Source organism: Thermogutta sp. (assembly GCF_039793925.1).
GTDB lineage: Bacteria > Planctomycetota > Planctomycetia > Pirellulales > Thermoguttaceae > Thermogutta.
This window is the reverse complement of sequence record NZ_JBAMME010000334.1, coordinates 3,321-29,239: the sequence shown is the minus strand read 5'-3', so window position 1 is coordinate 29,239 and position 25,919 is coordinate 3,321. Positions and strand designations below refer to the sequence as shown.

At 56.1% G+C, this 25,919-nt stretch carries 25 protein-coding genes and 1 riboswitch; of the genes, 15 read left to right on the top strand and 10 right to left on the bottom strand.

What is annotated here, in order from left to right:
- Positions 1–17: 17 nt before the first annotated feature.
- The 6 genes from ABJK56_RS18090 to ABJK56_RS18065 all read right to left on the bottom strand — a co-directional run bounded on the left by ABJK56_RS18090 (position 18) and on the right by ABJK56_RS18065 (position 8,361).
- Positions 18–1,775 carry a CRTAC1 family protein gene (locus ABJK56_RS18090; RefSeq protein ID WP_347246083.1) on the bottom strand — a complete coding sequence of 586 codons (1,758 nt, stop codon included), beginning with the start codon at positions 1,773–1,775 and terminating at the stop codon, positions 18–20.
- 17 nt (positions 1,776–1,792) lie between these two features.
- Positions 1,793–3,520, bottom strand: a complete 1,728-nt coding sequence (locus ABJK56_RS18085) for a CRTAC1 family protein (protein ID WP_347246082.1) — start codon at positions 3,518–3,520, stop codon at positions 1,793–1,795.
- Positions 3,521–3,540: 20 nt separating this feature from the next.
- Positions 3,541–4,962 carry a tetratricopeptide repeat protein gene (locus tag ABJK56_RS18080; protein WP_347246081.1) on the bottom strand — a complete coding sequence of 474 codons (1,422 nt, stop codon included), beginning with the start codon at positions 4,960–4,962 and terminating at the stop codon, positions 3,541–3,543.
- A gap of 267 nt (positions 4,963–5,229) precedes the next feature.
- On the bottom strand, positions 5,230–5,592 hold the full coding sequence (locus tag ABJK56_RS18075; protein WP_347246080.1) for a hypothetical protein: 363 nt from the start codon (positions 5,590–5,592) through the stop codon (positions 5,230–5,232).
- A 137-nt stretch (positions 5,593–5,729) separates the two neighbouring features.
- Complete coding sequence (locus tag ABJK56_RS18070) at positions 5,730–6,815, bottom strand: DUF1559 domain-containing protein (RefSeq protein WP_347246079.1); 1,086 nt, start codon at positions 6,813–6,815, stop codon at positions 5,730–5,732.
- Between the two features lie 193 nt (positions 6,816–7,008).
- On the bottom strand, positions 7,009–8,361 hold the full coding sequence (locus ABJK56_RS18065) for a hypothetical protein (RefSeq protein WP_347246078.1): 1,353 nt from the start codon (positions 8,359–8,361) through the stop codon (positions 7,009–7,011).
- A 473-nt stretch (positions 8,362–8,834) separates the two neighbouring features.
- Between ABJK56_RS18065 and ABJK56_RS18060 the strand changes: the two genes are divergently transcribed.
- The 8 genes from ABJK56_RS18060 (at position 8,835) to ABJK56_RS18025 (ending at position 14,637) form a co-directional block, all read left to right on the top strand.
- Positions 8,835–9,779 carry a ribose-phosphate pyrophosphokinase gene (locus ABJK56_RS18060; protein ID WP_347246121.1) on the top strand — a complete coding sequence of 315 codons (945 nt, stop codon included), beginning with the start codon at positions 8,835–8,837 and terminating at the stop codon, positions 9,777–9,779.
- A gap of 85 nt (positions 9,780–9,864) precedes the next feature.
- On the top strand, positions 9,865–10,044 hold the full coding sequence (locus ABJK56_RS18055) for a hypothetical protein (protein ID WP_347246077.1): 180 nt from the start codon (positions 9,865–9,867) through the stop codon (positions 10,042–10,044).
- 26 nt (positions 10,045–10,070) lie between these two features.
- Positions 10,071–10,709 (top strand): 50S ribosomal protein L25, encoded by a 639-nt coding sequence (locus ABJK56_RS18050; protein ID WP_347246076.1) that lies wholly within the window; start codon positions 10,071–10,073, stop codon positions 10,707–10,709.
- A gap of 104 nt (positions 10,710–10,813) precedes the next feature.
- Positions 10,814–11,386 carry an aminoacyl-tRNA hydrolase gene (gene pth, locus ABJK56_RS18045; RefSeq protein WP_347246075.1) on the top strand — a complete coding sequence of 191 codons (573 nt, stop codon included), beginning with the start codon at positions 10,814–10,816 and terminating at the stop codon, positions 11,384–11,386.
- A gap of 90 nt (positions 11,387–11,476) precedes the next feature.
- A complete protein-coding gene (gene rpsF, locus ABJK56_RS18040; RefSeq protein WP_347246074.1) occupies positions 11,477–11,914 on the top strand; it encodes a 30S ribosomal protein S6 in 438 nt (145 codons plus the stop codon).
- 97 nt (positions 11,915–12,011) lie between these two features.
- Positions 12,012–12,461: a single-stranded DNA-binding protein gene (locus ABJK56_RS18035; RefSeq protein WP_347246073.1), complete on the top strand. Its 450-nt coding sequence runs from the start codon at positions 12,012–12,014 to the stop codon at positions 12,459–12,461.
- A 169-nt stretch (positions 12,462–12,630) separates the two neighbouring features.
- A complete protein-coding gene (rplI, locus tag ABJK56_RS18030; RefSeq protein WP_347246072.1) occupies positions 12,631–13,179 on the top strand; it encodes a 50S ribosomal protein L9 in 549 nt (182 codons plus the stop codon).
- 228 nt (positions 13,180–13,407) lie between these two features.
- On the top strand, positions 13,408–14,637 hold the full coding sequence (locus ABJK56_RS18025; protein ID WP_347246071.1) for a serine hydrolase domain-containing protein: 1,230 nt from the start codon (positions 13,408–13,410) through the stop codon (positions 14,635–14,637).
- Between the two features lie 36 nt (positions 14,638–14,673).
- Here ABJK56_RS18025 and ABJK56_RS18020 read toward each other — a convergent pair whose 3' ends face one another.
- The 3 genes from ABJK56_RS18020 to ABJK56_RS18010 all read right to left on the bottom strand — a co-directional run bounded on the left by ABJK56_RS18020 (position 14,674) and on the right by ABJK56_RS18010 (position 17,497).
- On the bottom strand, positions 14,674–15,519 hold the full coding sequence (locus ABJK56_RS18020) for a metal ABC transporter permease (RefSeq protein ID WP_347246070.1): 846 nt from the start codon (positions 15,517–15,519) through the stop codon (positions 14,674–14,676).
- Complete coding sequence (locus ABJK56_RS18015) at positions 15,516–16,394, bottom strand: ABC transporter ATP-binding protein (protein ID WP_347246069.1); 879 nt, start codon at positions 16,392–16,394, stop codon at positions 15,516–15,518. The genes ABJK56_RS18020 and ABJK56_RS18015 overlap by 4 nt, the downstream gene beginning before the upstream one ends.
- 62 nt (positions 16,395–16,456) lie before the next feature.
- The gene (locus ABJK56_RS18010) at positions 16,457–17,497 is read right to left on the bottom strand and encodes a zinc ABC transporter substrate-binding protein (RefSeq protein WP_347246068.1); all 1,041 of its coding nucleotides are present in this window, start codon (positions 17,495–17,497) and stop codon (positions 16,457–16,459) included.
- Positions 17,498–17,957: 460 nt separating this feature from the next.
- Between ABJK56_RS18010 and ABJK56_RS18005 the strand changes: the two genes are divergently transcribed.
- Positions 17,958–19,064: a fatty acid desaturase gene (locus ABJK56_RS18005; RefSeq protein WP_347246067.1), complete on the top strand. Its 1,107-nt coding sequence runs from the start codon at positions 17,958–17,960 to the stop codon at positions 19,062–19,064.
- Positions 19,065–19,589: 525 nt separating this feature from the next.
- Here ABJK56_RS18005 and ABJK56_RS18000 read toward each other — a convergent pair.
- On the bottom strand, positions 19,590–20,732 hold the full coding sequence (locus ABJK56_RS18000; RefSeq protein ID WP_347246066.1) for a putative glycoside hydrolase: 1,143 nt from the start codon (positions 20,730–20,732) through the stop codon (positions 19,590–19,592).
- 305 nt (positions 20,733–21,037) lie between these two features.
- Positions 21,038–21,119: riboswitch (cyclic di-GMP riboswitch) on the top strand.
- Positions 21,120–21,391: 272 nt separating this feature from the next.
- Between ABJK56_RS18000 and ABJK56_RS17995 the strand changes: the two genes are divergently transcribed.
- From ABJK56_RS17995 to ABJK56_RS17970, 6 genes are all read left to right on the top strand, one after another.
- A complete protein-coding gene (locus ABJK56_RS17995; protein WP_347246065.1) occupies positions 21,392–21,580 on the top strand; it encodes a Flp family type IVb pilin in 189 nt (62 codons plus the stop codon).
- A 132-nt stretch (positions 21,581–21,712) separates the two neighbouring features.
- Positions 21,713–21,892, top strand: a complete 180-nt coding sequence (locus ABJK56_RS17990) for a hypothetical protein (RefSeq protein ID WP_347246064.1) — start codon at positions 21,713–21,715, stop codon at positions 21,890–21,892.
- 200 nt (positions 21,893–22,092) lie between these two features.
- Positions 22,093–22,671 carry an A24 family peptidase gene (locus tag ABJK56_RS17985; protein WP_347246063.1) on the top strand — a complete coding sequence of 193 codons (579 nt, stop codon included), beginning with the start codon at positions 22,093–22,095 and terminating at the stop codon, positions 22,669–22,671.
- 16 nt (positions 22,672–22,687) lie between these two features.
- The gene (locus tag ABJK56_RS17980) at positions 22,688–23,227 is read left to right on the top strand and encodes a TadE/TadG family type IV pilus assembly protein (RefSeq protein WP_347246062.1); all 540 of its coding nucleotides are present in this window, start codon (positions 22,688–22,690) and stop codon (positions 23,225–23,227) included.
- 53 nt (positions 23,228–23,280) lie between these two features.
- Positions 23,281–24,402 carry a Flp pilus assembly protein CpaB gene (cpaB, locus tag ABJK56_RS17975; protein WP_347246061.1) on the top strand — a complete coding sequence of 374 codons (1,122 nt, stop codon included), beginning with the start codon at positions 23,281–23,283 and terminating at the stop codon, positions 24,400–24,402.
- A gap of 168 nt (positions 24,403–24,570) precedes the next feature.
- Positions 24,571–25,919, top strand: a 1,349-nt coding sequence (locus tag ABJK56_RS17970) for a type II and III secretion system protein family protein (protein ID WP_347246060.1), incomplete at its 3' end; no start/stop codon positions are given.

Below are 25,919 nucleotides of genomic sequence, written 5' to 3'. Positions count from 1 at the left end.
GGCGCTGGCCGGAAAGCCTATTTCGGAGAGCCCTTTGCCCGTGGTAACCGTACAACTTCAAAACGCCCGGTTCCTTCTTTAATCCTTATAAAACAATCGATCGGTATGTTTCTTAGTATGTCTACCGTGCCGCTCAGCCAGTGAACTTCTATCTGATCGATACGATTGTGTTGGCCTAAACCGAAATGGAGCCTTGAACCCCAGTAAGACTGGTAACCGCGTCCTCCAAGCTTTTCCTGGACGAGTCTTAAATCCCCCGCGGTCAGTGTTACTCGACTGCCGACACCATCGCGATTTGTCTTGGTTCCCTCGAGAATAATCTGAATCCAGTGATTGCCGTTACTCGTTCGGTTTTCAATGATCGTGGGTGCACTCCGCGAGTTGAGGACCACAATGTCAATATCCCCATCATTGTCGAGATCGGCGAAGGCCGCACCGCGACTGGCCTCGACCGGTGCAAGCCCGTCACCGCAGTCGTCTGTGACGTTTCGAAAATGTCCTTTTCCGTCGTTTATCAACACGAGGTTGCGGACCCGCCACGCGGTGGCGGCGGTTCGGGCCTCGGCATTATCCTCCGTGTGTCCGTTGGCAATAAAGATATCCAGGTCACCATCGTTATCGAGATCGACTAGGCCAACGCCCCAATTGACGTGTGGGTACGTACCTTCACCCGCGCCTGTAAGCTGGGTGACGTCCTCAAAGTAACCGTCACCGAGATTGCGATAAAAAACAGCCAGCTCATCTTCGTAAGCGGTCATATAGAAATCGAGCCAGCCATCACGGTCCACATCACCGCAATCCACGCCCATACTGGCGTTTTCCTCACCATAAGCGTTGTAAGCAACTCCACGTTCGATCGCAGATTCGGTGAAATGGCCGGTGCCATCATTGATGAATAAGAAATTCTCTGCAACGTCATTGAGAACAAAGATATCGGTGTCTCCGTCATTATCGATGTCGGCGGCCACCATCCCCATGGCAGTTCCTTTAACGGCGGCGATTCCGGAAGTCTCGCTGATGTCAGCAAACGTTCCGTCACCATTGTTGCGATAGAGAGTATCAGGAATGGGTAAATAGTCTCGAGGCGACGGATAAGATCGCATGCCGTCAATCATCCGCACAACATTCATACTGGGATCGAATCGGAGATAATTTCCCACGTAAAGATCGAGCAGACCGTCACGGTCAACATCGACGAAAAGCGCGCCAGCTCCAACGTAGTCGGCCGGACCGGCAGTTCCGGTTTGTCCCGTGATGTCGGTAAAAGTCCCGTCACCATTGTTGCGATAGAAAACATTTGGACCATAGTTGTTCAGATAGAGGTCGGGGTCGCCATCATTGTCGAAATCACCCACCGTTACGCCAAGTCCATATCCTGTGTCACCTACCCCCGCCCGGTCCGTCACGTCGGTGAATGTCCAGTCGCCGTTATTCCTGTACAAAGCATTACGCGGATTGCGGGGTCCTTTATAGCCGGGGAGCGGGGCGCCATTGAGAAAATAAATATCGATAAAACCATCATTGTCGTAGTCGAAAAGTGCGAGCCCGGCACTCATCGGTTCAATGATATAGTGCTCACCGCTGCTGCCATCGGTGTGTTGAAACGTAATGCCTACTTTTGTGGACACGTCTTTGAGGAGGATACCGCTGCTGGTACGGCCGCCTGTGCCCGAGGAGTCGACACCACGCCGACAGCTCGTCTGGCATACCACGACCGTGCTGACGAGCAGTAGGAGGTAAATAGCGAATCTATGTGTATATTGTTTCAATAACATAGACAAAGAACTGTGTATCAGTGCGGCATCTCATTGACGGTCTTGCTTACAAAAGTGGATTCGCCTTCCGTGAAGGTCAGGAACCGATCAACCGGAAGATGCTCAAATACCTGTGTGTTTCCGGACGGCCAATGAATCTCAATGCGAGTAATTTCTGTGGCCCGGCCCAGGCCAAAGTGGAGCCGCGGTCCCCAGTAACTTTGATAACCGCGTCCGCTGTGCACCTCGTCCACCTGGGTAAGATTTCCCGCGACAACTTTGATTTTCGCCCCCACGGCATCCCGATTTGACTTCGTGCCATGAAGCGTGATCTGAACCCAGTGATTTCCAGTTCGCTGATCGTTACGAATAATCGTTGGTTTTTCTCGAGAGTTCAGCACGACAATATCGATGTCACCGTCATTATTGAGGTCGCCAAACACGGCACCGCGACTGCTGTAAACGGGATTAAGGCCGTCACCGCAGCGATGACTCACGTTCTCGAACGTGCCGTTTCCCCGATTGAGAAGCAAAATGTTCCGTACTGCGTAGGCCGTGGTGTCGTCATAGATGTCGATATTGTCTTGCAGATGGCCGCAGGCAATAAATAAATCTTTCCAACCATCGTTATTAAAGTCGATTAAACCAGTTCCCCTGTTCACATAGGGGAGACATCCCTGCCCAGCACCAGTCACCACGGTGACGTCTTCCAGGGTTCCATTGCCCAGATTGCGATAGAGCACAGGCAGCTCGGCCTGATACGAAGTCATGAACAAATCCAGCCAACCGTCGTTATCGTAGTCACCGCAATCGATGCCCATACTCCCGAGTTCATCGCCGCTTCCATTGTAGGCAAAACCCGATTCCAGCCCGATTTCCTCAAAGTGTCCCTTGCCATCGTTGCGGAAAAGAAAATTGCCCGCCACATCATTGAGGACAAACACATCCGTATCACCATCATTGTCGTAGTCGGAGCACACGATTCCCATCCCCGAGCCGGCATGCGTTCCGATGCCCGTTTCCACGCTGACATCGGTGAATGTGCCATCGCCATTGTTGCGATAAAGCTGATCAGGCTCAGGCGGAAAATCGCGTGGTCCTGCGTACATGGGGTAGCCTTTCACGTAATGGACTCGATGGCTTTCTTCTGTAAACTTCACGTAGTTGGCCACGTAGAGATCGAGGTCTCCGTCGTTGTCGTAGTCGAGAAAGGCAGCACCGGCGCCCATGCGATTTCCACCGCTCACCCCAGCCCGGTCGGTGACGTCAGTAAATGTTCCATCGCCGTTATTGTGATAAAGTTTATTCGGGCCATAGTTATTCACGAATATGTCCGGCCAGCCATCATTGTCGTAATCACCGACCGTCACGCCCATGCCAAACCCTGTGTCGCCCACACCTGCTTGGTCGGTCACATTAGTGAAGTGCCAGTGGCCGTCGTTGCGCCACAGTTCATTGCGAGGAGGCGGATTGCGCGGTGGGGCACCCGGCAGCGGCGCTCCATTGACAAAGTAGATATCCAGGAGATCGTCGTTGTTGTAATCAAAGAGCGCCAGTCCGCACGTGACTGTTTCCATGATATAACGGCGGCCGCTGCTCCCATCGGTGTGAACAAAGGTGATGCCCGTCTCGTTGGTGACATCTCGCATGAGAGGAATATGGGATTCAGAAGACGGAGTTTGCCTGCGGCGGCATCCGCTGAATCCCAGTGTCGCCACCAGGGCCCCGATCAGCAAAAGTCGCAAGTGCAGAGATGCCAGCAGCATAATCAGTGAAATTCGTGGTCTCACAGCGTGCGGCGAAGGCTGTCGAGCAACCTCTGGTACTGATCGTTGGTGGGGTCAAGGCGGGCGGCTTCCTGGGCGGCGGAAAGCGCTGCTTGGCTGTCGCCGTCGCGTTGAGCTGCAATCGCAAGGATGAAAAAGAACTGGGGAGCGGGTTCCCGGGCGGCGGCCCTCAGGGCCAGAACGTGTGCATCAAAGGGACGCTTCCCGGCCGTGAGGTACAGCGAGGCAAGCGCAGCGTATCCGCCAGCCTCGAGTGGAGTCAGCTCAATCGCACGACGGTAAGCGGCTTCCGCTTCGTCAAACCTTTTGAATTCGGCAAAAACCTTGCCCGTGGCCATTTGCGCCTCCAGTGAGTCGCGGTGTTTTTGACGGTAATCGTGGAGAAGCGAGGCCGCCTCGTTTTCACGGCCGGTTTTAAAATAGAGCCATCCCAAAAGCGGCGGAATTTCTTCTTCGTCGGGATTCAGCTCCAGACCTCGTTTCAAAAGGCGTTCTCCCGTCGCAATGTCACCCCGTGCAATGTAGATTTTGGCCACGAGCAGATAGGCACGTGCTAAAGCGGCCCGCACGGCGGGCAGTTGGGTCTCTGTCTTAAGAGTTGTGCGGTGTCGCTGTTCGTCTCGCCGCTTCATCTCTTGGAATCGCGCCAGGTACTTTCGCGATTCCTCCGTGTGTCCTAGGCGGCTTAAGGCTGTCGACAGGGGATAATACGCATTGGTATAGTCTGGATTGGCTGTGATCACATACATAAGATGCTCACAGGCCGCAGAGTAATCTTTTAGCGGGACGAGAATCTGACCGAGAAGGGCCCGCGCTGGAAGCGAACGCGGGTGCCGACGCAGGCACTCGGTCAGCACCTGGCGGGCTTCTTCCAACTGACCATCCTGGATGAGAACTTCCGCCAACTGTACAGGAAAGACCGAGGAATCCCGCTGGAGTTCCCATGCCTTGCGGTAATACTCGGCAGCCTTCTTCAGTTCCCCGCGCTCCAGGGCCAGATTACCGAGAGACTGATAGCCCACCGCAAAATTCGGATCAAGCTGCAGTGCCTTTTCCCAGCATTGCGTTGCATCTTCGGTTTTTCCAAACCGGCCGAGGAGCTGTCCCATCACATCCCAGGCATACGGGTCATCAGGGAAGATGGCGACGGTATCCTGGGCCAGTTGATCAGCCTCCCGAAGTAATTCGGCCACTTCCGGCGCAGCATCCGCAGCGACCTGGAGCAAGGGACTGGGCGGATGGGTCCAATCCCACACCAGTCGGAACAGAACGCCGATCAGCAGGAGAGCAGCGCAGGCCGCCCAGAAGCGCTTTCGCACCCAGAAGGAGCGTCTGGCAGATTGTTGTTCCGGTACTACGTCTGCTTTGGGCAATTCCTCCGGATTGCACCAGTCTGACGGTTTTCTGCTAGCGAGCCTCATTCTCCACAGCGGAGTCCGTACTTCAAACAAGCTTTACGGTGTGTCGGAAAGACGGATCTGTCCATTATGTTGTATTCCCACCCCAGGCAATCGGTTCAACTTTTCGAAGATGATTGACTTTGCGAATACGGGAAATAGGTTCCCGTGTTGCCGAAAAAACTCTTCGCTCCCTTGAGGCTGTCTAATAAAAACGCCACGCCGCGGAGAGAGCCGGGCGACGTGGCTGTTTTCCTTAAATGTAGTTCATCACTCAGGTTACGGGCTACCTCATGGAGATGGTTGCGACGGAGCCGCCCCGCCGCTGCTCCCTGCACCCAGCTTCTGCAGCATTGCCTGCGCGGTAGCCTTCACCATGTTGATATCCTGAGTGCTCATGATCTTCTTGCCGTCGGCTTCCAGCTCATTTCCCAGCGCAGGATCGGTCTTTTTGATCTGTTCAATCAAGTTCATGACTTCTCCCATTGCGCTGCCTGCTTGCTGCAACTTGCCCTCTGCGATGGGTACCAGCACCTTCGCCAACTCTTCCTTAGGGTTCCGTTCCGGCGGCTTAACGCGTTCTGCCTTAGAGCATCCCCAAAGAAAGGCCGCAAAAGTCAGCAGAACAACCACGGAAGCAAATCGCTGCACCATAGATGGAGTCCTCCCTGCACGAGTTGAGACACAATGTCAACCAGAGCAGGCTGAGGCCCAAACGTTCATGCCTCAGCCCGCTCGTTCGTCAGGCGTGGATTTTCGCCAAGAGCTTTTGCCCTTGTCTGACGTTACTCTCACGGAACTTGCACCGATTCACGTCCTGCCCGGCTGCCCAGCGCCCAATACGTCGGCAAATCGATCGTATTGGAAATGAATCGTACCGAACCATCCACCATGGCGTGGTTGCAGCCACCGGGGTGATAGCTTCGGGCAGGATAGGCGCCGTCCCGGTCGGAGGCCATTCCCGGGGGATTCTCGGCAATGCACGTGGGATATTGCCAGTTGGGCGGTACGATCGTGTTGAAGACCGTTTGGGTATAGTTCGCACCCATCCAGTTCCATCCGTTGTTGCTCAGGTGGTCGCCCCGATTAGCTTGGCATTGGATACCCCAAGCGTTCAGATTATCGATATAGGGCTGGACCGGTTGATTACGCAGCGTGGGAGCCAAATAGGTATTGGGGTCGCCGTGATTGTACCAGCTTGGAATAACGTTCCGCACGGGCTCGCCCGGCAGGTACTGGGCGCCGTTGTCATCCCCTTTGAGCACTTCGGAGGCCATGATAGTATTCGACGTGCCATCGATGACCTCGGCGATGGTCGTTTCAAGATTTGGCCGGAAGGTGCCCGGACATACTTGACTGTAATCCCACCAAATCAGCCAGGGGCCCGAGTTGACCGCATAATTGCAACCCGGCCCGTTTAGCCACCCGGTTTGAGGGGCCTTCATGTCAGACGGGCACAGGAAGGTCTGAATCGGGGTCTGCCGGAGTTGAGCGGGTTGGTTGTACCAACCGTCCCAGATTCGCCAATCGATTCTATCATAAATGGCCCGCTGTTCGATGTACGGCAGGATCATCGTGTGGACGCTGTAACCTTGCCAGATCCGCCACGGGTCGCGATTCACACCCGAACCGGGCAAAAAGCTGATGTAGCTCTGTCGGGGAAACGTTTTGTACACGTCGTGGTAATTATGGACAGCCAACGCAAATTGTTTCAGGTTGTTGGTGCACTGGCTACGGCGAGCCGCTTCCCGCGCGGCTTGCACCGCAGGCAAGAGGAGTGCGATCAAAATACCGATGATCGCGATCACGACCAGGAGCTCGACGAGAGTGAACCCTTTTCTCCATTTTGGAACCTTGGCGCTAGAAACGTGTCCCATGAGTCAAACCTCCTCTACTAGCATCCCCAATGAACAAATACCCAACAAGACCGGTTCGCCCCTTGCGAGAAGAATTCCCATTCGCCCAAATTTAACACGGCCGCTTTGAAAGTGCAACTGATTTGCGTTTTTTTGTGGAGCGGAGTTTTGGCCTCCCCCGTGAATATTTCCAAATATAACATGCTTGACACATTTACAACTTGCCCTTTTGTGTTGGATTGTACACTATTTGTGTTTGAGGCATTTGTTTGGCGAGGGCAGCCACGCCGTCGCTGGTCATTTTGGAATCCGACGCAATGAGCATTTTGAGTGTCCCGCACTTGGAGAGCGCTTCGCTGGCGGCATCAGTTACCAGGGTCCGAGCAATGGCGAGCGATTCCAAAGGCAGTCGGCTACAAATGTGAGAGACAAAAATGTCACCGATTTTGGTATCGTCCACATTGAGGTACACGAGCTTGGTCCACGAACAGACTGTTTGTGCGGCCTTATCAGTAATCAACGTTCGCGACAGGTCCACGAACTGCAAGTTCTTGAGTTCCACGAGAGCTTCTAATCCGCCGTCGGAAATCTGCGTCCCCGACAAATTGAGCCCTTTCAAGTTCACAAAACCGGCGAGAAACCGGGTGCCTTGATCGGTCACGCGTGTTCCGGCAAGGCCAAGGTATTCAAGGTCTTTCAGTGGGGAGAGCTGTTGCAGGCCCTGGTCGGTAACGCCTGGTGGCAGATAAAGTTCGCGTAAAGAACTCATCGTGGCGAGCGCAGCCAGCCCTTCGTCATCCACCCGCGTGCCCATCAAGTTGAGATATTGCAGGCGGAGCGGCGCGAGGGCCCGCAAGCCGGAATTTCCGACACGCGTGAATCGCAGGTCGAGAAAGCGGAGACTCGCGATTTTTCCTATCTCAGCCATAGCCTGGTCGGTCACCAGCGTCCCACCAAGGGCCAGACTTTCCAAATGCTGCATGCCGACCAGAAAAGCCACCCCCCGATCCGAGACGCGGGTTCCCGCCACTTCGATCACCCGCAAGTTGGGCAACTCTGCGAGGATGGCGAGCCCCGCTCCGCTGATTTGCGTCCCATTAAGGTAGATCTGTTCCAACTTGAGCAAGGGAGCGATGTAAACGAGACCCACATCAGTGATGGGCGTTCCATCGAGCACAAGAGAACGTAATTCCCGTAACCGACCAATGGGTTCCAGGTTTGCTTCGGTGATCGGTCTGCCTGCCAAATTGACGGAGACAATATGGGCGGCCGTTCCACTAACATCCGTACCGAGAGAAGCTCCCAAGCTGAAAAGCCGCTGCGCGATGGCCTGCTCTTCGGGGACAAGGCGGTTGAGTATCTCTGATGTCGTCAGCTTTTGACCCTCGATCGTCTCGGGGCGAGAACTGCCGCGCTCATTCAACTGGGCCGAGGATTTTTCAACAGTTTGCTGACTGTTGCCGGTCAAGTTTCCGGACGCGGAAGAAACCTCGCCGGCCGTGTGGCCATTCGCCGACACAATCAACACCAAAATGCTTGTGAACCAGGCCAGCATCCGTTTAGGCATTCTCAATTGCTCTTATTTATAGGCAGATTGGACGATTGGCAAATCCTGGCGGTTTGTGGATGCCGTTCCATAAAAGCCGACTCTCCCAAACCAGCCCGGGTAACACGTTTTGGGTAACACAAAAAAGGTTACGAGGCACTATCCATGCCGCCTCGTCGTGGCGCAGGCCTTCGCGGCGCTTTGAGCTTTAAGGATTTGGGATGCCTCCTTAGAGACGATCTTTCAATCGCAAAGACTATAGGATAAAGCGGGAGTATTGACTGTCAAGAAGTGTGTGGGCGGATTCTGTTTTTTCTGAAAACAGTGTTGCCACGCGGTCCCGCTGGAAGGAGACCCGGAGTTTGGCGAAGATGGATTCTTCAGAAGACCGGTTTTGCACTCCTCGAAGCGGCAGAAAACTTATGGGGCACTGTCGTGGCTTTGGGGTGGGCCGGTGAATAAGCGAGGATTGAGCGAGTATGTCCATGCATGAAATGAAGATTTTTAGCGGTCGGGCCAATCCGGAGCTGGCCCAGAAAGTGGCCGATTATGTCGGCCTGCCATTGGGAAGAATCTCCCTCGGTCGATTCCCAGATGGTGAGATTTCGTGCAAGATCGAGGAAGACGTCCGCGGCCGTGACATTTTCATCGTTCAGCCCACCTGCCCGCCGGTGAATGAGAACCTCATGGAGTTGCTCATCATGATCGACAGCTTCAAGCGGGCGAGTGCGGAACGGATTACGGCCGTCATTCCGTATTTTGGGTATGCTAGACAAGACAGGAAAGATGAGGGCCGGGTCCCTATCACAGCGAAGCTGGTGGCCAATTTGATAACGCGGGCTGGCGCGGACAGGGTCCTCACCATGGACCTTCATGCCCCGCAACTTCAGGGTTTTTTTGATATCCCTGTCGACCATCTCTACGCGGCTCCGGTGCTGGATTCCTATTTCCTCAGTCTTGGAATTCCGTTGGAAGACATTGTAGTTGTGAGCCCGGATGAGGGTGCCATCAAGAGGACGTTGATTCACCTTCCGGTTTTCGGAGGCAAGTTGGCGATTGTGGATAAGCGGCGGAGCAGCGGGACAACGACCTCTCAGGCGCATTTGATTGGCGAATCGGTCAAGGGCAAGGTGGCCCTGATCTTCGATGACATGATCAGTACCGGAGGGTCGATCTCGGGTGCGGCTCACATGGTGAAAGAAGCCGGGGCAGCAAAAATATATTTGGCGGCGACGCATCCCGTGTTTTGCGGCCCAGCGGTGGAGCGGCTGGCCGCGGCACCGGCTGAGGAGATCGTGGTCACGGACACGATTCCACTCGACGACAGCCGTCGGTTGCCCAATGTGAGGGTCCTCACGGTCTCGGAGCTTCTGGGAGAGGCCGTTAAACGGATCCATCGGCACGAGTCGGTTAGCAAACTTTTCCGGACGTATCGCTAGACGGAGCGTGGGTATTCATGGGTATCGAGCCCCATGGAGTCCCCTTCGGGGGGCTGCCCTTGCAATTTTCAAAAAAACGCCAAAAATGAAGATTTTCCAAGCGACCGCGATTCGCCTGGGCGATGACCTCTCCGGGGCGGGAACATTCCGCAATCGGGAGGCAGTGGAAAAAACACGCCGAAAGAGTTTTGTGTTGAAAAAGTTGCCATTCAGTCAGGTACCGGCAGCCTTTGGGTTTATTCCAGGCGGGCGGTGCGGCGAATGAGAAGGAACCATCGTTAGGGTAGGTCCATGATCGAGCAGATACCTGTCGAATTCCGATCACCGGGCGGGAAAAGGAGGAACAAGCGGCTCCGCGCTTCGGGAAAAGTGCCCGCGATCCTCTATGGACACAAGCAGGAGAACGTGTGTTTGAGCTTGCCACGTGACGTGCTGGCGGCTGCCGTTCGGCACGGTACGCGGCTTATCCAGTTGACAGGGGCCGTCCGTGAACAGGCCTACATCAAGGAATTGCAGTGGGATACGTGGGGGAAGGAGATCCTTCACGTCGATTTGACGCGGGTCAGTGCCCACGAGCGGGTTCGCACCGAGGTGCCCATCGAATTGCGGGGGGATGCGCCAGGCGTGAAAGCAGGTGGGCGTTTGGCGCAGCATCTCCATAGTCTGGCGATTGAGTGTGAGGTGGACAAGATCCCGGAGAAGCTTGTGGTGCTGATCACCCAGCTTGGATTGGGTGGGGCAATTATGGTAAAGGACATCGCGTTACCAGAGGGAGCCAAGGCCCTCGTGGGTCCCGACGAGGTTGTCGTGGTGTGTCATGCTCCGGCTGGTGAGGAAGAGATTGAGGAAGCGGCGCCAGCACCCGGACCTGCCGAACCGGAAGTTATCGGACGCAAGAAAGCTGCCGAGGAAGAAGAGGACAAGGAGTAGTGCGGGGGTGACCTCCCGGGAGTCGCGGTGGCGTGTTCCGAATAGGGGATTGGCTACGCTCGTGGTGGAGCTCCTGGAGAGAAACCTCGACGGAACTGCCACCCATGAAAGTGGTTGTGGGGTTGGGGAATCCTGGACGGGAATACGAAGGGACCCGTCACAACGTCGGGTATGAAGTGCTCCGGGAGCTTGCCCACCGGTTTGCCGAGGGGCAGCAGGTGAGGCGTCGGTTTTCGGGCGAGACGTTGGACGTTACGATAAGAGGGGCGAAGGTCCTTTTGCTCAGCCCGACGACCTATATGAACCGCAGCGGCCAGAGTGTCGGGGCGGTAAAAGATTTTTACAAGCTTTCCCCTGACGACATTTTAGTGGTGTGCGATGATTTGAACCTGCCGCTCGGTAGATTGCGGTTTCGCGCGAGAGGGTCAGCGGGTGGGCATAAGGGCTTGGCGGATGTGATCCGGGTATTGGGGACGGAGGCCGTTCCAAGGTTGCGAATCGGAATCGGCGCACCGCCGCCTGGTCAGGATGCGGTTCGGTTCGTTCTGTCCCGGTTTACTCCGCAGGAAGAAGCGGTGATGCGGGAGGCGTATCGCCGGGCGGCCGACGGAGTGGAGCTCTGGGTGCATGAAGGGATACAGGCATGCATGAACCGCTTTAACGCGGGCGATCGCTGACGCCGGTCAGTGACGCGGTACATGGAGAAGTGCAATTCAGAGATATTGAGCCCTCCATAGTAGGTGCGATTGAGTGGAAGGAGAGGTCATTTGGCGCAGAACTTTTACGAAGGCCTTTACATTCTGGATTCCAACAAATTTGCCCGTGACCCCGATGGTGTGGTCCGGCAAATCACAGATGTCCTGACGGAATACGGCGCGGAGATTTTGGTGAGCCGTATTTGGGAGGAACGCCGTCTGGCGTACCCGATCAAAAAACAGCGGCGGGGTACATACTGGCTGATTTACTTCAAGTGTGAAAGCACAAAAATGGATGAGATCCGCCGCCGCTTGCAGCTTGCACCGGATATCCTGCGGTTTATGCACATCAAGATTGATCCCCGGATTATTGACGTCCTCGTGGAACACGCGAGAGGCGGCCAGGTGGCCGTTCGTACCGTGTCTGAAGCGGATCTGGGGGTAGACGAAGAGGTTGACGACGAGGCGGATGTGGAGGAACTGGAAGACGCTGATGTCGTCGACGAATGATCGGAGCGAACCTCATGCGGGGGGCGCGATCAAGTCTTAGCATGCGCCCGTTCACCAAGCTGCGGCTCGGGGACCTCGTGGGCGGGAGGTGGAAAGTATGGCGAATTTCAATCGAGTGATTCTGGTGGGAAATTTGACGAGGGATCCCGAGGTTCGTTACACGCCGAGTGGAACGGCCGTCTGCGATATCGGAATCGCTGTCAACGAACGGCGAAAAAGTGCGAGCGGAGAATGGGTGGACGAAGTGGTTTATGTGGATGTCACACTGTGGGGGCGGACAGCCGAAGTTGCGGGGGAGTACCTGACAAAAGGGGCGCCGGTATTGATTGAAGGGCGGTTACGCCTCGATACCTGGGAAAAGGAAGGGGAAAAGCGCTCCAAATTACGGGTTGTGGCGGAGCGCATGCAAATGTTGGGTGGGCGCGGGGCCGGAAATAATGTAGGCACTGGAGGCAGGGCCGGGGCCGCAGGGCCGGGCAGCGGGACGCCCGCGCCGGACGTTGCGCCGGTGGAGGATTTTCCACCAGAGGACGATGTGCCGTTCTGAAGTCAACTGCCGCGGGATTGTCTGACTCGACGGCCTTCGTGTGGAGCAAACGGCGACGGACACAGGCTAAAAATTCAGGCGGTTTATCCGCACCACGTAGAAAGACAACAAGTAGCATCGCACTCATAGGCTGCGGAAAAAGCAGAAATATTCCGGTTGAGGTTGGCTTATGAACCAGGTGAAAGGCAAGAAAAAATCACGGCAACATGGGGTTCGCGGATTGCCGCGAGGTCCTCATGGGGGTGTCCAGCTTCTCCTCGTGCAGAATGTGGAGCACCTTGGAAAGGCGGGGGATGTTGTGGAGGTCAAACGGGGTTACGCCGTAAATTATCTCATTCCCCAGGGGCTCGCCACCATCGCGACGGAGCACCACAAACGGATGGTGGAAAAACACAAGGCGCGATTGCTGGAGATCGAACGGGCTCGGATCTCCAGTCTCCGGCAACTGGCGGAAAATATCTCGCAGATGAGTATTTCCATCGAAGCCAACGCCAACGAAGAAGGGCACCTTTACGGGTCCGTGGGCCCCAACGAGATTTCCAAGGCGTTGAAGGCCCAGAATGTCAACGTGTCGCCGGATCAGGTTCGTCTGCAGGGTCCGCTCAAGGAACTTGGTTTGTACACCGTGCGGATTCACCTCGGGCACGATATCGAGGCCGATCTGAAGGTGTGGGTGGTTCCTACTGTGGGCGACACCCAACTGGGCGGCAGAAAGTAAACGATTTGCTGGCCTTCGCGGATTTAAACTTGTGATCCCCTACTGGGGGATTTTTTCGCGCTCTGCTCAGTTGGCGCTTTTTCTGACAGGCCCGGCCAGTCTCAATTGATAGGCTGATGGGGTTTTGACATCGCTTGGCTCAGCGGGCACAATGGCACTATTCTTTAGAGCTGTTACTCGCGTCGGGGATCGGGCACTAAAGTGGAAACCTGGGAAGGAGAGTCCGCGATGAAATGTGCCGTTGCTGAGTGCCACTGTCGATGGGTGATGGCCCTGGTCGCATGCTTCATGCTGCGGGTACTTCCAGCGGCCGTTGCCGGGGAAACCAACGCCAATTGGCCTCTTCCCCAGGCCAAACCGGAAGATGTGGGCTTAAAAAGCGATGTTCTGGCGAAAATCCGCCCCCGAATGGAGCAGTTTGTGGCCGACGGAGAAATTGCCGGGGCGGTAACGCTCCTGGCCAGGAAGGGAAAGATTGTCCACTGGGAAGCGGTTGGCTGGGCGGACCTCGATGCCAAAATTCCCATGCAAAAAGACTCTCTCTTTCAGATCGCCTCGATGACCAAGCCGATCACGGCCACGGGGCTTATGATTCTCGTCGACCGCGGAAAAGTCAATTTGGATGATCCAGTAACCAAGTACCTGCCCGAATTCGCGGAAATCAAGGTGAATGGCAAACCCCTGGAAAAGCCTCTACTTGTAAGGCATTTATTGACCCACACTTCCGGATTGACCGGATCACAGCGAACGGAGACCACACTCGCAGAAACCGTAACCAAACTCGCGCGAGGTGGTTTAACCTTCCAGCCTGGTGAGCGCTGGGCCTACTCTCCGGGATTGACGGTTTGCGGGCGAATTATCGAAGTGGTGAGCGGTCAGTCTTATGACGAATTTCTCCGTCGCGAGATCTTTCAGCCACTGCGGATGAAGGATACCACGTTTGTACCCGCGGGAGGCCAGCAATCCCGATTGGCCCGCGCGTACCAGAGGACGCCGGAGGGCAAACTCGTGCCGGGCGGCGGAGCTATTTGGCTTATTGAGGATGCCGGTGTACGGGCACCCAATCCTTCTGGTGGACTGTATTCCACGGCTGCCGATCTGGTTCGCTTTTACCAAATGATTCTTAACGGGGGTGAGCTGGAGGGCGTCCGCATCCTCTCTTCCGGGGCCGTGGCTGTTATGACGCGTGTGCACACCGGCGACCTCGTCACTGGGTTTACACCCGGCAATGGATGGGGATTGGGTTGGTGTGTCGTCCGCGAACCACAGGGGGTGACTCAAATGCTGTCCCCGGGAACGTTCGGCCACGGCGGGGCATTTGGAACACAGGGCTGGATCGACCCGCAACGAAAGATGATTTTCATCTTGCTCGTGCAGAGAACCAACTTTCCCAACTCTGATGGCTCACCTGTGCGGGAGGTCTTCCAGGAGCTGGCAGTCGCAGCCCTGGCACAATGAGATTCCCCGATCGACAACGGAAGAGCCGATTTTGATTCATTCGGGGACGCGACGCGTCATGAGAAGGCTCAGCAGATAGATCCCGCCGGCGACCAACACGATGGCGGATTCTGGACTTACTGCCGTACCGTACACTGCAATCCGGGGGACAGTGGTGATGAGCATCCCAAGGAGGGTGGCACCCACAAGCAACGCGGGCATACCGATGACAAATCGGGAGACCGTGGCGGCGGGCAAGCTTAGGAGAGCAATCACTAATATCAGGCCCACCACCTGAGTCAGACAAATGACGGTCAGTGCGACCAAGCAAAGAAGCAACAAATTGATGACAAGAACTGGTACGCGTTGCAGGGCTGCAAGTTGTTGATCCAGACACACCGCCATAAATTGCTTGTGAAAAAGTAACACTGTCGCGAGGATGACAACGTCCAAAATCGCCATCCAGGCGAGCTGGGACCGCGTCACGTACGCCAGGTTGCCGAACAGATAGCTCATTAATTCGCCCTGGTATCCCGGCGTGTACTTGATGAGAAGAATCCCCAAGGCCATGCTCACGGCCCAAAGCGCGCCGATCAGTGTGTCTGCGTGTTCCGCTCGCTTTTCGTTGATCACGCCGATGATGATGGCGGCCAGAACCGCAATCGCGGTGGCGCCATGAACCGGTTCCAACCCGCCGAAATAGGAGGGGACTCTGTATTTGAGAAAAAGGGCGATACCCACTCCACCGACTGCAATATGGGCAATAGCGCCGGCGAGAAACACGATTCTTTTTGTGATCACATACGGCCCGATGATACCGCAGGCCAACCCCGCTAGGACACCCGCCACCAGTCCATTGATCAGAAATGGGTTGACGGAAAGGTCCTGGAAGAATTCCGTCATGGCTGCTCCATCTTTCGGCCTGTGGGTGGATGTGCCGGAACACAACCATGGTCGCATCCGGGATCGTTTAGCGGGCAGCAGGGAGCGTGTTGGACGAGGTGGACGTGTTCTCCGTAAAAAGTGGCCATGGTGGAGCGTGTCACCTCTGCCGCCGAGTGCACGGTCAGCCGTCGATTGAGGCACGCCACCCGTTTGAGATGCGTCGAAACAAAGCCGATGTCGTGACTCACGATGACGATGGGGAGTCGTTCGTTCAGGGCATGGAGGAGATCCGTCAGATTTTGCTCGACGTAGGGATCAATCCCCGCAGTCGGTTCGTCCAGCAGCAACAGTTTGGGTTCAGCAGCCAGGGCCCGCGCAATCAAAACACGCTGGCGCTGACCTCCGGAAAGTGTGGCAAGCCGCCGGTGGGCCAGATCGGCCGTCCCAGTTAATCGAAGCGCGGCCAGGGCTTTCTCGCGGTCTGCTCGGCTGTAAAGAAAACCCCACGGGGAATGGCAAATCCGACCAGCAAGCACAACGTCCAACACGCATGCGGAAACGGACGTATCGACCCTGGCATGCTGCGGCACGTAGCCGATGAGGTGTCGGACTTCGCGCGGCGATTTGCCGAACACACTCACTGTTCCCTGTTGCGGTTCCAAGAGGCCCAGAATGATTTTTAGCAGCGTCGTTTTTCCTCCACCATTGGGGCCGATGACTCCCAAAAAGTCGTCTTGATAAATTTCCAGAGAAACATCCTGGAGAACCGGCTCCAACAAGCCCCCTGTGGGCGAACGGTAGGAAAACGTCACATGCTCCAGCCGCGCCACCACAGTCGGGCTGGTGTGCACTGACTGTTGCGACGTTTTCGATAGTGGGGCTACAAAAGCCATCGGTTCACCAGTGTTCGGAGAAAATATGCTGCGGGAGGTTAGGGGACCCCGGCAAAGGGCAGTCATTTCTGCAGGTCGGCGCTCTCCATACTTTCACGATACGCGGAGATGAGACTTTCAGCAACACGCCGCAACTCGGTAGGAATATCCTCGGCCAAAGGGTTCGCGGTTACAACTCGCAGTCCGGCTGCTTCCGCGACGGCACGCGCCGCCCGGGAGGCAATCTGCGGTTGGACAAGCATCACTTTGATTCGGGCACGCTGGGCTCGACGCTGGAGTTCGGTGATCTCCCGATCCGACGGCTCCTTTCCCTGTGTTTCCATCGCTACCTGGACCAGCCCATAATCGTCTGCGAAACACTCCCAGGCTGGATGGTAAACAAAGAATTCCTGACCTTTAAGGGGGGCAAGTTTTTCTCGAAGCTCTTCGTCCAAGTGAGTCAATTGCGACCGTAATCGCTCCCAATTGTTCCGGTAAAACGTTCGGTTGGAGGGGTCGACCTCTTCCAGCGTGTGGGCAACGATTTCCCCCATGGCTATGAGCCGCCGCGGACTGAGCCAGGTGTGAAGGAACGCGTCATGCTCGTGTGCTTCTCCGTGATCATGCCCGTTATGACGGCGTTCGATCTGCCCCAAAGTGTTGACCGCAGGATCCTTGCTGCCGCTGTGCAAAAGTTGCGTGGGACCACCCGACCCGGATCCCATGCCGGCCTCACCCTCATGGGTCGCGGCCTCGAACTCTGTGTGGAAGTGAGTGGCTTGGGAAAGAGAGACCACGCGGAGTCTGCTCTGCTGGGAGATCGCTCGGCACCACGGGCTGTTTTCCACGGGAAGTCCAATAGAAAAAAACACGCGACAGCGTGCTAGCCGGGCGGCATCCGCGTCAGTGCCGGTGAACGTGTGCGGGTCCTGGTTGCCCGGTATCAACACGACACACGTTACCCTTTCCCCCCCGATCTGGCTCACCAGCCATTTTTGGGGAGGGATCGTGACGGCTACGTGGACCACACCGCCGTCACCCCTTTCGGGAAACTTACAGCCCCCACAAAACAGGGGAGCACAACCCAGAATACCGACGAATGTCGCAATGAGGCTGCGGAACACGAAAAACTTCTCCGAAACTAGCTCGCACTTCAATTGCAAAAAAATGGGCTCGAAGGAGGGCGCCAGCTCTGCATTATTCGCCGGTACCCCCGGACTGGCAACCGGCCACTAGCTAGGATGGCATGACGTAACTGCCGTCGCGCAGCACGGATTTGCTGCAGTCGCACTCCGCAGGATGTACCGAGGGTTGCAGAGTGAATTCCCGAATTTGAAATTCGGCATTATCGGACGGCAGGCAGGAAGGGCGTCACTTGAGCTGGAAAGGGACAGAATTACAGCAGATGGAACTGGAAAAACAAAGTCGCTATTTTGTTTGGCAGAATTAGAATAATATTTTTAACCCCTACGCCTAATGTAACCGAAAACGAGTTTCGACACTCCGAAGTGATTAGGCAAGCCAAAAGAAACAGGAAGGCGGTGGCGAGTTTCTGGCGTGCACTCTGATAGCGGGTGGAACGCAATGTCTTCTGAAAAAACGGTCAACCTTGAACGGTCCGCGCCTGAGGCAATCCGCTCTTGCCCTTCTACGTTCTCGCCTGCGCAGGCGAAAAAAATTGTGCACGATTTGTTTGCCCGCAACCCAGTCATTTATTGGGTAGATTTTCTGGTGTCTTTTGGCGTGGGGTCGGTGTGTTTTGCACTCGTGCGCCGCACTCCGCTGTTTTCGCCGCAGCAGGCAGTGTGTTTCGTGATTTCAGCCCTGGCGTACTACCGTGCGGCATTGTTTATCCACGAGATTGTGCATTTTCCTCGGGGGGTGATGACAGCCTTCAAGGTTGTCTGGAACGTTCTATGCGGAACGCCGTTTCTTTTGCCCTCGTTTGTGTATCAAACACACCACGACCACCATCGCAAGACGACCTACGCCACCGATCGCGATGGTGAGTATCTCCCGTTTGCTCGGCGGCCGCGTTGGGAAATCATCAAGTATCTTCTGACCAGTTTCATCATTCCACCGCTTGTTGTGGTTCGCTTTGCTATCCTCAGCCCGCTCGCGTGGATCAGTCCACGCTTTCGGGCGTGGGTGCATGCGCATGCGTCTTCTATGGTGATTGACCCCAAGTATATCCGGCCAGAACCGACGCCCCGCGAGCTATTCTGGATCCGAGTCCAGGAAGCGCTATGCTTTCTTTGGGTGTGGGGGGTGTTTCTTGTGCCGCCCATTTTCCTGGGACGCTGGCCGATTCCTTTCCTCATCCAAGCGTATGCCACAGCGGTCCTTGTGGTGTTTATCAACGCGCTCCGCACACTTGGTGCTCACCGGTACGCGTTTGAACCGCATCCGGTGGACTTTTCCGAGCAGGTTCTCGATTCCCCGAATTACCCCTATCGTTGGTGGATTACGGAATTGTGGGCACCTGTGGGGCTCCGCTACCATGCAGTGCACCATCTATTTCCCTCGATGCCCTATCACAATCTCGGGAAGGCGCACCGGCGGTTGATGGCAGAACTCCCCAGTGATTCGCCTTATCGGCAAACGATTCGGGGATCTCTTCTGGCCCAATTGAGGGAACTATGGAAAGAAGCGGGAAGCGCAGCCTCCCGATCTACCGAGTTGTTGCGTTGATCGCATTGTCTACATTCGCAGCGATCACTTCCAAGCCAATTTACTAACTTCACTCCGGCTGTGCCATGAAATCTTCCCGTTCCGGTGTGATGTTCATCGTCGTTTGTGTCAGGGCTTGATTTTCCGGGCCGAGACGGCCGCAACAGCGCGACTACCTGAGATTCAGCCAATCCGGCATGCGGCTGACGGGATGCGGCTGCAGCGATGCAAAATGCTGATGGATATAAAACCTTGCTGGAAGCAAGCGTGTTAGCACAGCCGGGCGGCTGGGCGAACAAATCGGATTGAGGACATTGAACTGACGGGAGTCTATTTCCTCGCGGGAAAGGCGATCAATGTTGGTTGCTTTTGGCCGAGGATCTCATGACGCGTCAGATCAAGGGAAGCCCCAATCGTCGGCGAAGATTAACAGGATGTTAGGACGCCGGGCCGATGGGGCCACTGCAATGGCTGAGCTCGAACTTGCGCACGAGGCAGCAAGTACAAAGCTCGCAACTATGGCAGACACAGAGGCCTGTCAGGCAATTACCTCCACTCAATTCGTGCCGTCTTGGTTTTAACATCGACAAATACCGACGCGTGGATGAATTCACGCCGGAACGTCCAACCGGACCGCTGGGCCTCTCCTAGGGGCGGACCGAGTGGTCGCTCCAGCTCGGAGTACACATCCAACGTACCGTGGCGGTCCGAGTATCCCCACGAGTAGCAGAAGAAGCTACCCGGTCGGGCTGCCACAAGAAAACAGGCCAGCGGAAAGGTGATGTTTCGCCTGGCAAGTTCCAGCAGCTCCTCATAGGGACGGCTCATCATAGCGGTATCCAGCCATGTGAAACCGGGCCAAGCCTTGAGCACGACGAACTTTCCTTTCTGGGCGGCTATAGCCATGGTTTCCATGTCGGCAAGGATATCTTCAGGACTGGCGGAGTTGAATGCACCGAAATGTTCGATCATCACCCCGTCGATTCCTTCCCAATCGAGAATCTCACGGAAATCGGTGCCTCGTGTGCCGTTGGCCAGTACGATCTTGTCTTCCCCGATCTTGTGTTTGGTCAACGCCACCATCTCTCGCAAACCTGCAACAATAGCGTCAGCTTTTTCTTTACCCACAGTGCGGGCTAAGGACGGGACCAGCGCTTGCGGCAATGCATCGACAAAAACACCGTCGAGCGGGGCACGTTTCAGTTCGTCGGCGACCACGTTGGACCACCATTCTCGGAACGCCGCTTGGGACGGGTCAGGCCGAGAAACATGGTCTGTCCTGTACACGATATTTCCGTTGCGGTCGCGGAGGGTCCATTCATCGCGATACGTCTTGAAGGCTGCGTATCCCGGCCAGTTGATGAAAGCGTTGAAATAGAAAAGAACCTTCAATTTCGGATTTCGCTGTTTTAATCGCCGAGCCGTCTCCGCGATCCCTGCCTCGGTGCTGCCGTAAACGGCAGCTCCGTGACCTTTTTCGAGCGTTATCAGATCGGCATGCGATGCGAGGAAGTCCAGTTCCGCGTCGGTGAGGTCAGAGGTACGTTTGCCGAAGTGGATGCATACGGGCACACGATCCCACGAAAAACCTGTCAGTTTGACAGGGTCTTCGGCGTCAAATGAACCTGCCAAGCATACCACCGCGATGACAGTTGCACTGACAGTTCTGAGGAGCGAGGGGTGCCTCATGGGTCGTTATCTAATAATGACTTGGGACGTCACCCGGGTTCCAAATGTGCGGCGGAGGGATTCTCCGGAACGACACTGGTAATCCTGCCGTTTGGAACTCTACTTGGCAAGCGGCTAAAGTTTTTCGTTTGACAAGCCGAAGAGATAACCTATTTTTCATTACAGAGGCGGCCTTTGAGAGCGAGCGAAAAGACGCTGAACTCGATGGGCTGCCGAGAGGACGGCCGAAGGGTCGTCGCAGGACAGGGTGGGCAACTCGGCGGATGGTCCCCGAGAACCCTGTCGCTAACGGCCTGTCGCCTCATCCTCGATAAAGGCAAACCGGTCGTAAGGCCGGGGCGCAAAGCTACGGGCCGGGTGGTCGCATCCGGTCGCCGGGCTGCCGAAGGGATGATGCGGTCTGAAGGCTGACCTTCAGGCTTCTGCCTGCCGACAACCGGGACGTGCCGGGGACGGCGAGGCGCGTCTGCCGATACGGTGGACGGGCATCGCAGCCTACGGGGAAGAGGCATCGGTTTTGGTGTTGTCGGGATGCAGACGGTACGGGACAGGCCGGCGTCACGGGAGCGTGGCGTGTACCGTCGATCCCCCTTTTCCTGGATCAGTCTTGAAAGAGGATCAAGGCTGATCACATGTCCCGCTTGTCTTGGAGGAACTGTATGAAGTCGCTTGCTCAGAAGTTGCACCGTTTCCTCGTCTCGGAGGATGGCCCGACCGCTGTGGAGTACGCGGTGATGCTGGCCCTGATCGTGATCGTCTGCCTCACGGCGATCTCGTCCCTGGGTACCGCGGCTCGTGACACTTTCCAGAACGTGACCGACTCTATCCAGAGCGCGTCTGGCAACTGATGCGTGACATTGTCCGGCGCAGCTCGGTCGGTACGGCCGGGCTAAGAAGCGGGATAGTTCTGCCCCTCGGGGTTCAAAAAAGCTCCGAGGGGCTTTTTTTGACCTACACTTTTGGATAGAGAGATCAAACACGTGGGTCATGTGTTCACACCAGAATGTCAAGCTTCCAACGATGTCATTCCCAGTGAAGGAGATCTGACCGTGGACCCCACCATTCCCCCGGAACTGGCGAGCGAGGCATTTTCGCTGCTGGTCCTGTGGCTGACACTTCTGGCGGCCGTCCTCCAATACCTGCTGACAGTCCGCATGTGAACAACCACACAGGCGGACAATGTGCTGGTAAAAGTTTCGATGTGGACGCCCATGGCTGCGCGAATCCCCTGAAGTGTAAGCCATTGCCGCAGCGCGGACACGTTGGTCATGTTTTAGAGTACATCACTCTGCTGGAAAAAACGGCTAAATGACGACCCAACCGAAAACATCGCACGGACTTATTTTGGGAGCGTGATCAAATGCTGGAACGCGTACTCCAAGCATCAGACCAACCCTGGACGGTGTGGGGAATTTGCTGGTTTGTCAGCGTGGTGTTGGTTTGGGCCGCCTGGATTGATGGTACCAAACTCAGGGTGCCCAATTGGCTCACATTTCCCCTGATTATCAGTGGCTGGGTGATGAGCGGATGGTGGTTTGGTTGGCCCGGCGTGTGGTCGAGCCTCTTGGGGACCGCTGTGGGATTGGGGCTTTTGCTGCCGGCTTACGCCATTGGGGGAATGGGGGCAGGAGATGTCAAGCTGCTGGCGGGAGTAGGGGCCTGGATCGGCATGACACATACCCTCTGGGCGTTTGTGATCACCGTCATTGTGGGGGCGGTCATCGCAGTCGCTATGGTGGTCGGTCGTGGAGCTGCTTGGAAACACACGCGGCAATTTTTTGCAATTCTCTATGAGATTCTGATCGTTCGGCATCCCGAGAGGTTGGCCGAGCTGGCAGCGGAACGAAAACCCCGGATGCTCCTTCTCCCTTACGGGATTCCAATCGCTATCGGCACGATCGCGTATTTTCTCTTCAATGGGATGCTTTTTCCCGTGTGAAAGGTGAGGTGGATCTATGCGAGCCAACGCCGTCTACTCTTTCGGTGCCACGCTTCCTGTGCGAGGAATGTTGGGGCGTCTTGTCGCGAGAAAGTATCGAAAGACGGAGGGAACCGGCCTGTATGGTGAGAGACAAAACCGCTCCACAAGTGGCATCGATTGCGGGCGTCCTTCCGGTGTGGCAGTGGTGGAATTTGCCGTCGTCGCCCCTATCTTTTTCCTGCTGATCCTGGGCCTCATCGAGTTTGGCCGAATGGTGATGGTCCAGCAGGTGATCACGAACGCGTCACGAGAAGGCGCTCGCCGGGCGATCATTCAAGGAGTCACCACGGCGGAAGTCATCAGTGTCGTTCAAGATTATCTCGCCAGCGGAGGGATTCGCTCGGCAACTGTGACGGTTACGCCGGACCCGATCGATTCTGCGGGTTACGGTGAGCCGGTGACCGTTACGGTTTCTGTGCCTTTTCGTCAAGTAAGCTGGCTGCCATCGCCAATGTTCTTAGGTGGGGTGGAGCTGCGCGCCACGACCACCATGCGGCGTGAAGCTGTGCAGTAAGACGCGGCGATGGGTCTGTCGTTGTTCCTCCAGGAAAGCTGAGACTCCGTCCTATGCGCACGAAATCAGTCTTCTTTTTAGCACTGGCACTCGGATGCGGTTTGGTCGCTGCAGTGGGGGTGCAGCAGGTTCTGGCCACACGGGATCGGGCGGCCCCGGCACCCGTCGTCGAAATGAAACCCATCGTGGTGGCAGCCGAGGACATTCCCATGGGTGATCCGGTAAAGATTACCCAAATCAAGCTGGAAGACTGGCCCAAGAGCAAAATTCCGGAAGGGGCGCTACTGAAAGTGGAGGACGTTGAAGGTCGACGGACCAAAACCAAAATCTACAAGGGTTCCCCCATCCTGGACGCCCAACTGCTTGAGAAAGGGGCCGTGGATGCGGGAGCTGCGCCATGGATTCCGAAGGGCTATCGCGTGGTTTCTGTCAAGGTAGATCCTGTCAGTGGCAGCGCGAGTATGCTGCGCCCCAGCGACCGCGTGGACGTGGTCGTGCATTTTCCCGCAATGCCTTCCAAAGGCATTCCGAAGGATTACACCAGAACAATTTTGCAGAATGTCAAAGTTTTCGCTGTGGATGACAAATACGCACTTACCGGTGAGGAAAAGAACCAGAAGTCGATTCAGGCCAAGACCGTTTCCCTCCTCGTGACTCCCGAGCAGGCAGAAATCCTCACGGCGGCCACGGAACTCGGTCAGATTCGTCTCGTCATGCGGGGACTGGGAGACAATGACCCCGTAGAAACCAAAGGGATCGATCCCATGGAATTGCTAGGGCTTCCCACCCAGGGAGGGGATCCAGAGAAAGAGATTGTCCCCGGAAGCGACACCCTCCGTAAAGAAGACGCTTTCGCGCAGTTCCTGAGTACTCAGGCGAATTCCACAGCAACCACCGCGGTCTCCACAAGGAACCCAGGCGGCCAAACCTGGGCCATGCGACTGCTGCTTGGTTCCCAGGTGAACGACGTGGTGTTGGAGGCCGATACGGAGCACGTTTGGCCGGATTCGATGGGAATGATCTGGCGGACCGCGGCCAGTGCGGCATCTCCTTTCCCTGGGAATAATTCCTCGCCGACAGCCACGCAACCGACCTCGGAAACGTCTCCTTCTCAAGACGGGGGATGGCTGCCTCCAACGGACAATCCCGTTCCAGAACGCGGGAGCGATCAGTGACGTCTCAGCCTGGAGAAATGAATCAGATTTACCAGTTGCTCGACTTTTGCCGATAAGGATCAGGGGGCGCTGCGCCGGGCGGACTCTTCGCACGGATGCGGGGCCTTTAGGATACCGCCCTGTCATTTTCGGAGTGCCGGAACCTCTTGGTTAATAGGGTGATCACGGATGATCAGGCATCTCCCCCACTTGGTCACATTGAGTGGGTCGCTCGCGCTGATTTGCGCTCTGCTCCTGCATGCAGGTGGCAATACGTGTGCCTTCGAAGGTGGTCCGCCTACTCCAGCCGGACAAATTGCCGGAAACGGTGTTGTTTGCCGCGTCACCGGCCCGTCTCAGCGACAGGAAATGACTGTCAACACCAGCCGAATCCTCACCCTGGATCGGCGGATTCCTCAGGCTCAAGTGAACAACCCTGAAATTCTGGACCTAACCGCACTGTCGCCCAACCAGATCCAGATTTTTGCCAAAAAGCCGGGTGTGACTCAGGTCAATTTATGGGACGATCAGGGGAACATCTATACCGTGGACGTGATTGTGTTTGGGGACGCCCGAGAGCTGGAGATGCTCCTCAAAGCCCAATTTCCCAATTGTTCCATTAAAGTCATTCCGATTGCCAGTGGCGTCCTTCTCTCGGGATACGTGGACCAGCAGGAGCACGTCAGCCGCATCGTGCAGATTGCTGAGGAGTATTATCCGCGGGTGATCAATAATCTGACACTGGGTGGCGTCCATGAAGTGCTTCTCCACGTGAAGGTGATGGAAGTCTCGCGGACCAAGCTCCGCTCGCTGGGTTTTGACTGGAGCCAAATCTCAGGGCAGAACGTCATTCGATCCAGCGTGAGTGGTCTGCTCACCGGGGTCAGCCCGACAAATCCGGCTAACGGTACGGCGGCGAGCGCTTTCACGTCGGGTGGCGAAACGTTCTTCTTCAGCGTACTTGACGGAAACGACGCGTTCTTTGGGGTGTTGGAGGCCCTCCGCCAGGACAACCTCATGAAAGTTCTTGCCGAACCAACCCTCGTGACGGTCAGTGGTCGGCCAGCGTTTTTCCAGGTTGGTGGCGAGTTTCCTATCATCGTCCCGCAGAGCCTTGGTACAGTCTCCATCGAATATAAGAAGTATGGCACCCAGGTGGATTTCGTCCCCATCGTTTTGGGTAATGGCCGAATTCGGCTGGAAGTGCGTCCGCGGGTCAGCGAGATCGATACCTCTCGCAGCGTAGTCATCAATTCGACGACTGTCCCGGGGCTGAGGGTTCGGGAAGTGGACACCGGTGTGGAAATGCAGGCCGGACAAACCCTGGCCATTGCGGGATTGGTCGAGACCCGCGTGGAGGCTCAGCGTCGCGGTGTGCCGTTTTTGTCGGACGTACCCTATATCGGCGCGGCATTCAGGCGAGTAGCGGAACAGAACAACGACATCGAACTGCTCATCCTTGTGACCCCTGAACTTGTCGATGCGATGAATCCGGAAGAAGTGCCCCCGTGCGGCCCGGGAACTCAGACCGCCAGCCC

Coding starts and splice junctions, on each gene's coding strand:
- ABJK56_RS18090 (WP_347246083.1), bottom strand. CDS start 1,775: ATGTTATTGAAACAATATACACATAGATTCGCTATTTACCTCCTACTG.
- ABJK56_RS18085 (WP_347246082.1), bottom strand. CDS start 3,520: ATGCTGCTGGCATCTCTGCACTTGCGACTTTTGCTGATCGGGGCCCTG.
- ABJK56_RS18080 (WP_347246081.1), bottom strand. CDS start 4,962: ATGAGGCTCGCTAGCAGAAAACCGTCAGACTGGTGCAATCCGGAGGAA.
- ABJK56_RS18075 (WP_347246080.1), bottom strand. CDS start 5,592: ATGGTGCAGCGATTTGCTTCCGTGGTTGTTCTGCTGACTTTTGCGGCC.
- ABJK56_RS18070 (WP_347246079.1), bottom strand. CDS start 6,815: ATGGGACACGTTTCTAGCGCCAAGGTTCCAAAATGGAGAAAAGGGTTC.
- ABJK56_RS18065 (WP_347246078.1), bottom strand. CDS start 8,361: ATGCCTAAACGGATGCTGGCCTGGTTCACAAGCATTTTGGTGTTGATT.
- ABJK56_RS18060 (WP_347246121.1), top strand. CDS start 8,835: ATGAAGATTTTTAGCGGTCGGGCCAATCCGGAGCTGGCCCAGAAAGTG.
- ABJK56_RS18055 (WP_347246077.1), top strand. CDS start 9,865: ATGAAGATTTTCCAAGCGACCGCGATTCGCCTGGGCGATGACCTCTCC.
- ABJK56_RS18050 (WP_347246076.1), top strand. CDS start 10,071: ATGATCGAGCAGATACCTGTCGAATTCCGATCACCGGGCGGGAAAAGG.
- pth (WP_347246075.1), top strand. CDS start 10,814: ATGAAAGTGGTTGTGGGGTTGGGGAATCCTGGACGGGAATACGAAGGG.
- ABJK56_RS18035 (WP_347246073.1), top strand. CDS start 12,012: ATGGCGAATTTCAATCGAGTGATTCTGGTGGGAAATTTGACGAGGGAT.
- rplI (WP_347246072.1), top strand. CDS start 12,631: ATGAACCAGGTGAAAGGCAAGAAAAAATCACGGCAACATGGGGTTCGC.
- ABJK56_RS18025 (WP_347246071.1), top strand. CDS start 13,408: ATGAAATGTGCCGTTGCTGAGTGCCACTGTCGATGGGTGATGGCCCTG.
- ABJK56_RS18020 (WP_347246070.1), bottom strand. CDS start 15,519: ATGACGGAATTCTTCCAGGACCTTTCCGTCAACCCATTTCTGATCAAT.
- ABJK56_RS18015 (WP_347246069.1), bottom strand. CDS start 16,394: ATGGCTTTTGTAGCCCCACTATCGAAAACGTCGCAACAGTCAGTGCAC.
- ABJK56_RS18005 (WP_347246067.1), top strand. CDS start 17,958: ATGTCTTCTGAAAAAACGGTCAACCTTGAACGGTCCGCGCCTGAGGCA.
- ABJK56_RS18000 (WP_347246066.1), bottom strand. CDS start 20,732: ATGAGGCACCCCTCGCTCCTCAGAACTGTCAGTGCAACTGTCATCGCG.
- ABJK56_RS17995 (WP_347246065.1), top strand. CDS start 21,392: ATGAAGTCGCTTGCTCAGAAGTTGCACCGTTTCCTCGTCTCGGAGGAT.
- ABJK56_RS17985 (WP_347246063.1), top strand. CDS start 22,093: ATGCTGGAACGCGTACTCCAAGCATCAGACCAACCCTGGACGGTGTGG.
- ABJK56_RS17980 (WP_347246062.1), top strand. CDS start 22,688: ATGCGAGCCAACGCCGTCTACTCTTTCGGTGCCACGCTTCCTGTGCGA.
- cpaB (WP_347246061.1), top strand. CDS start 23,281: ATGCGCACGAAATCAGTCTTCTTTTTAGCACTGGCACTCGGATGCGGT.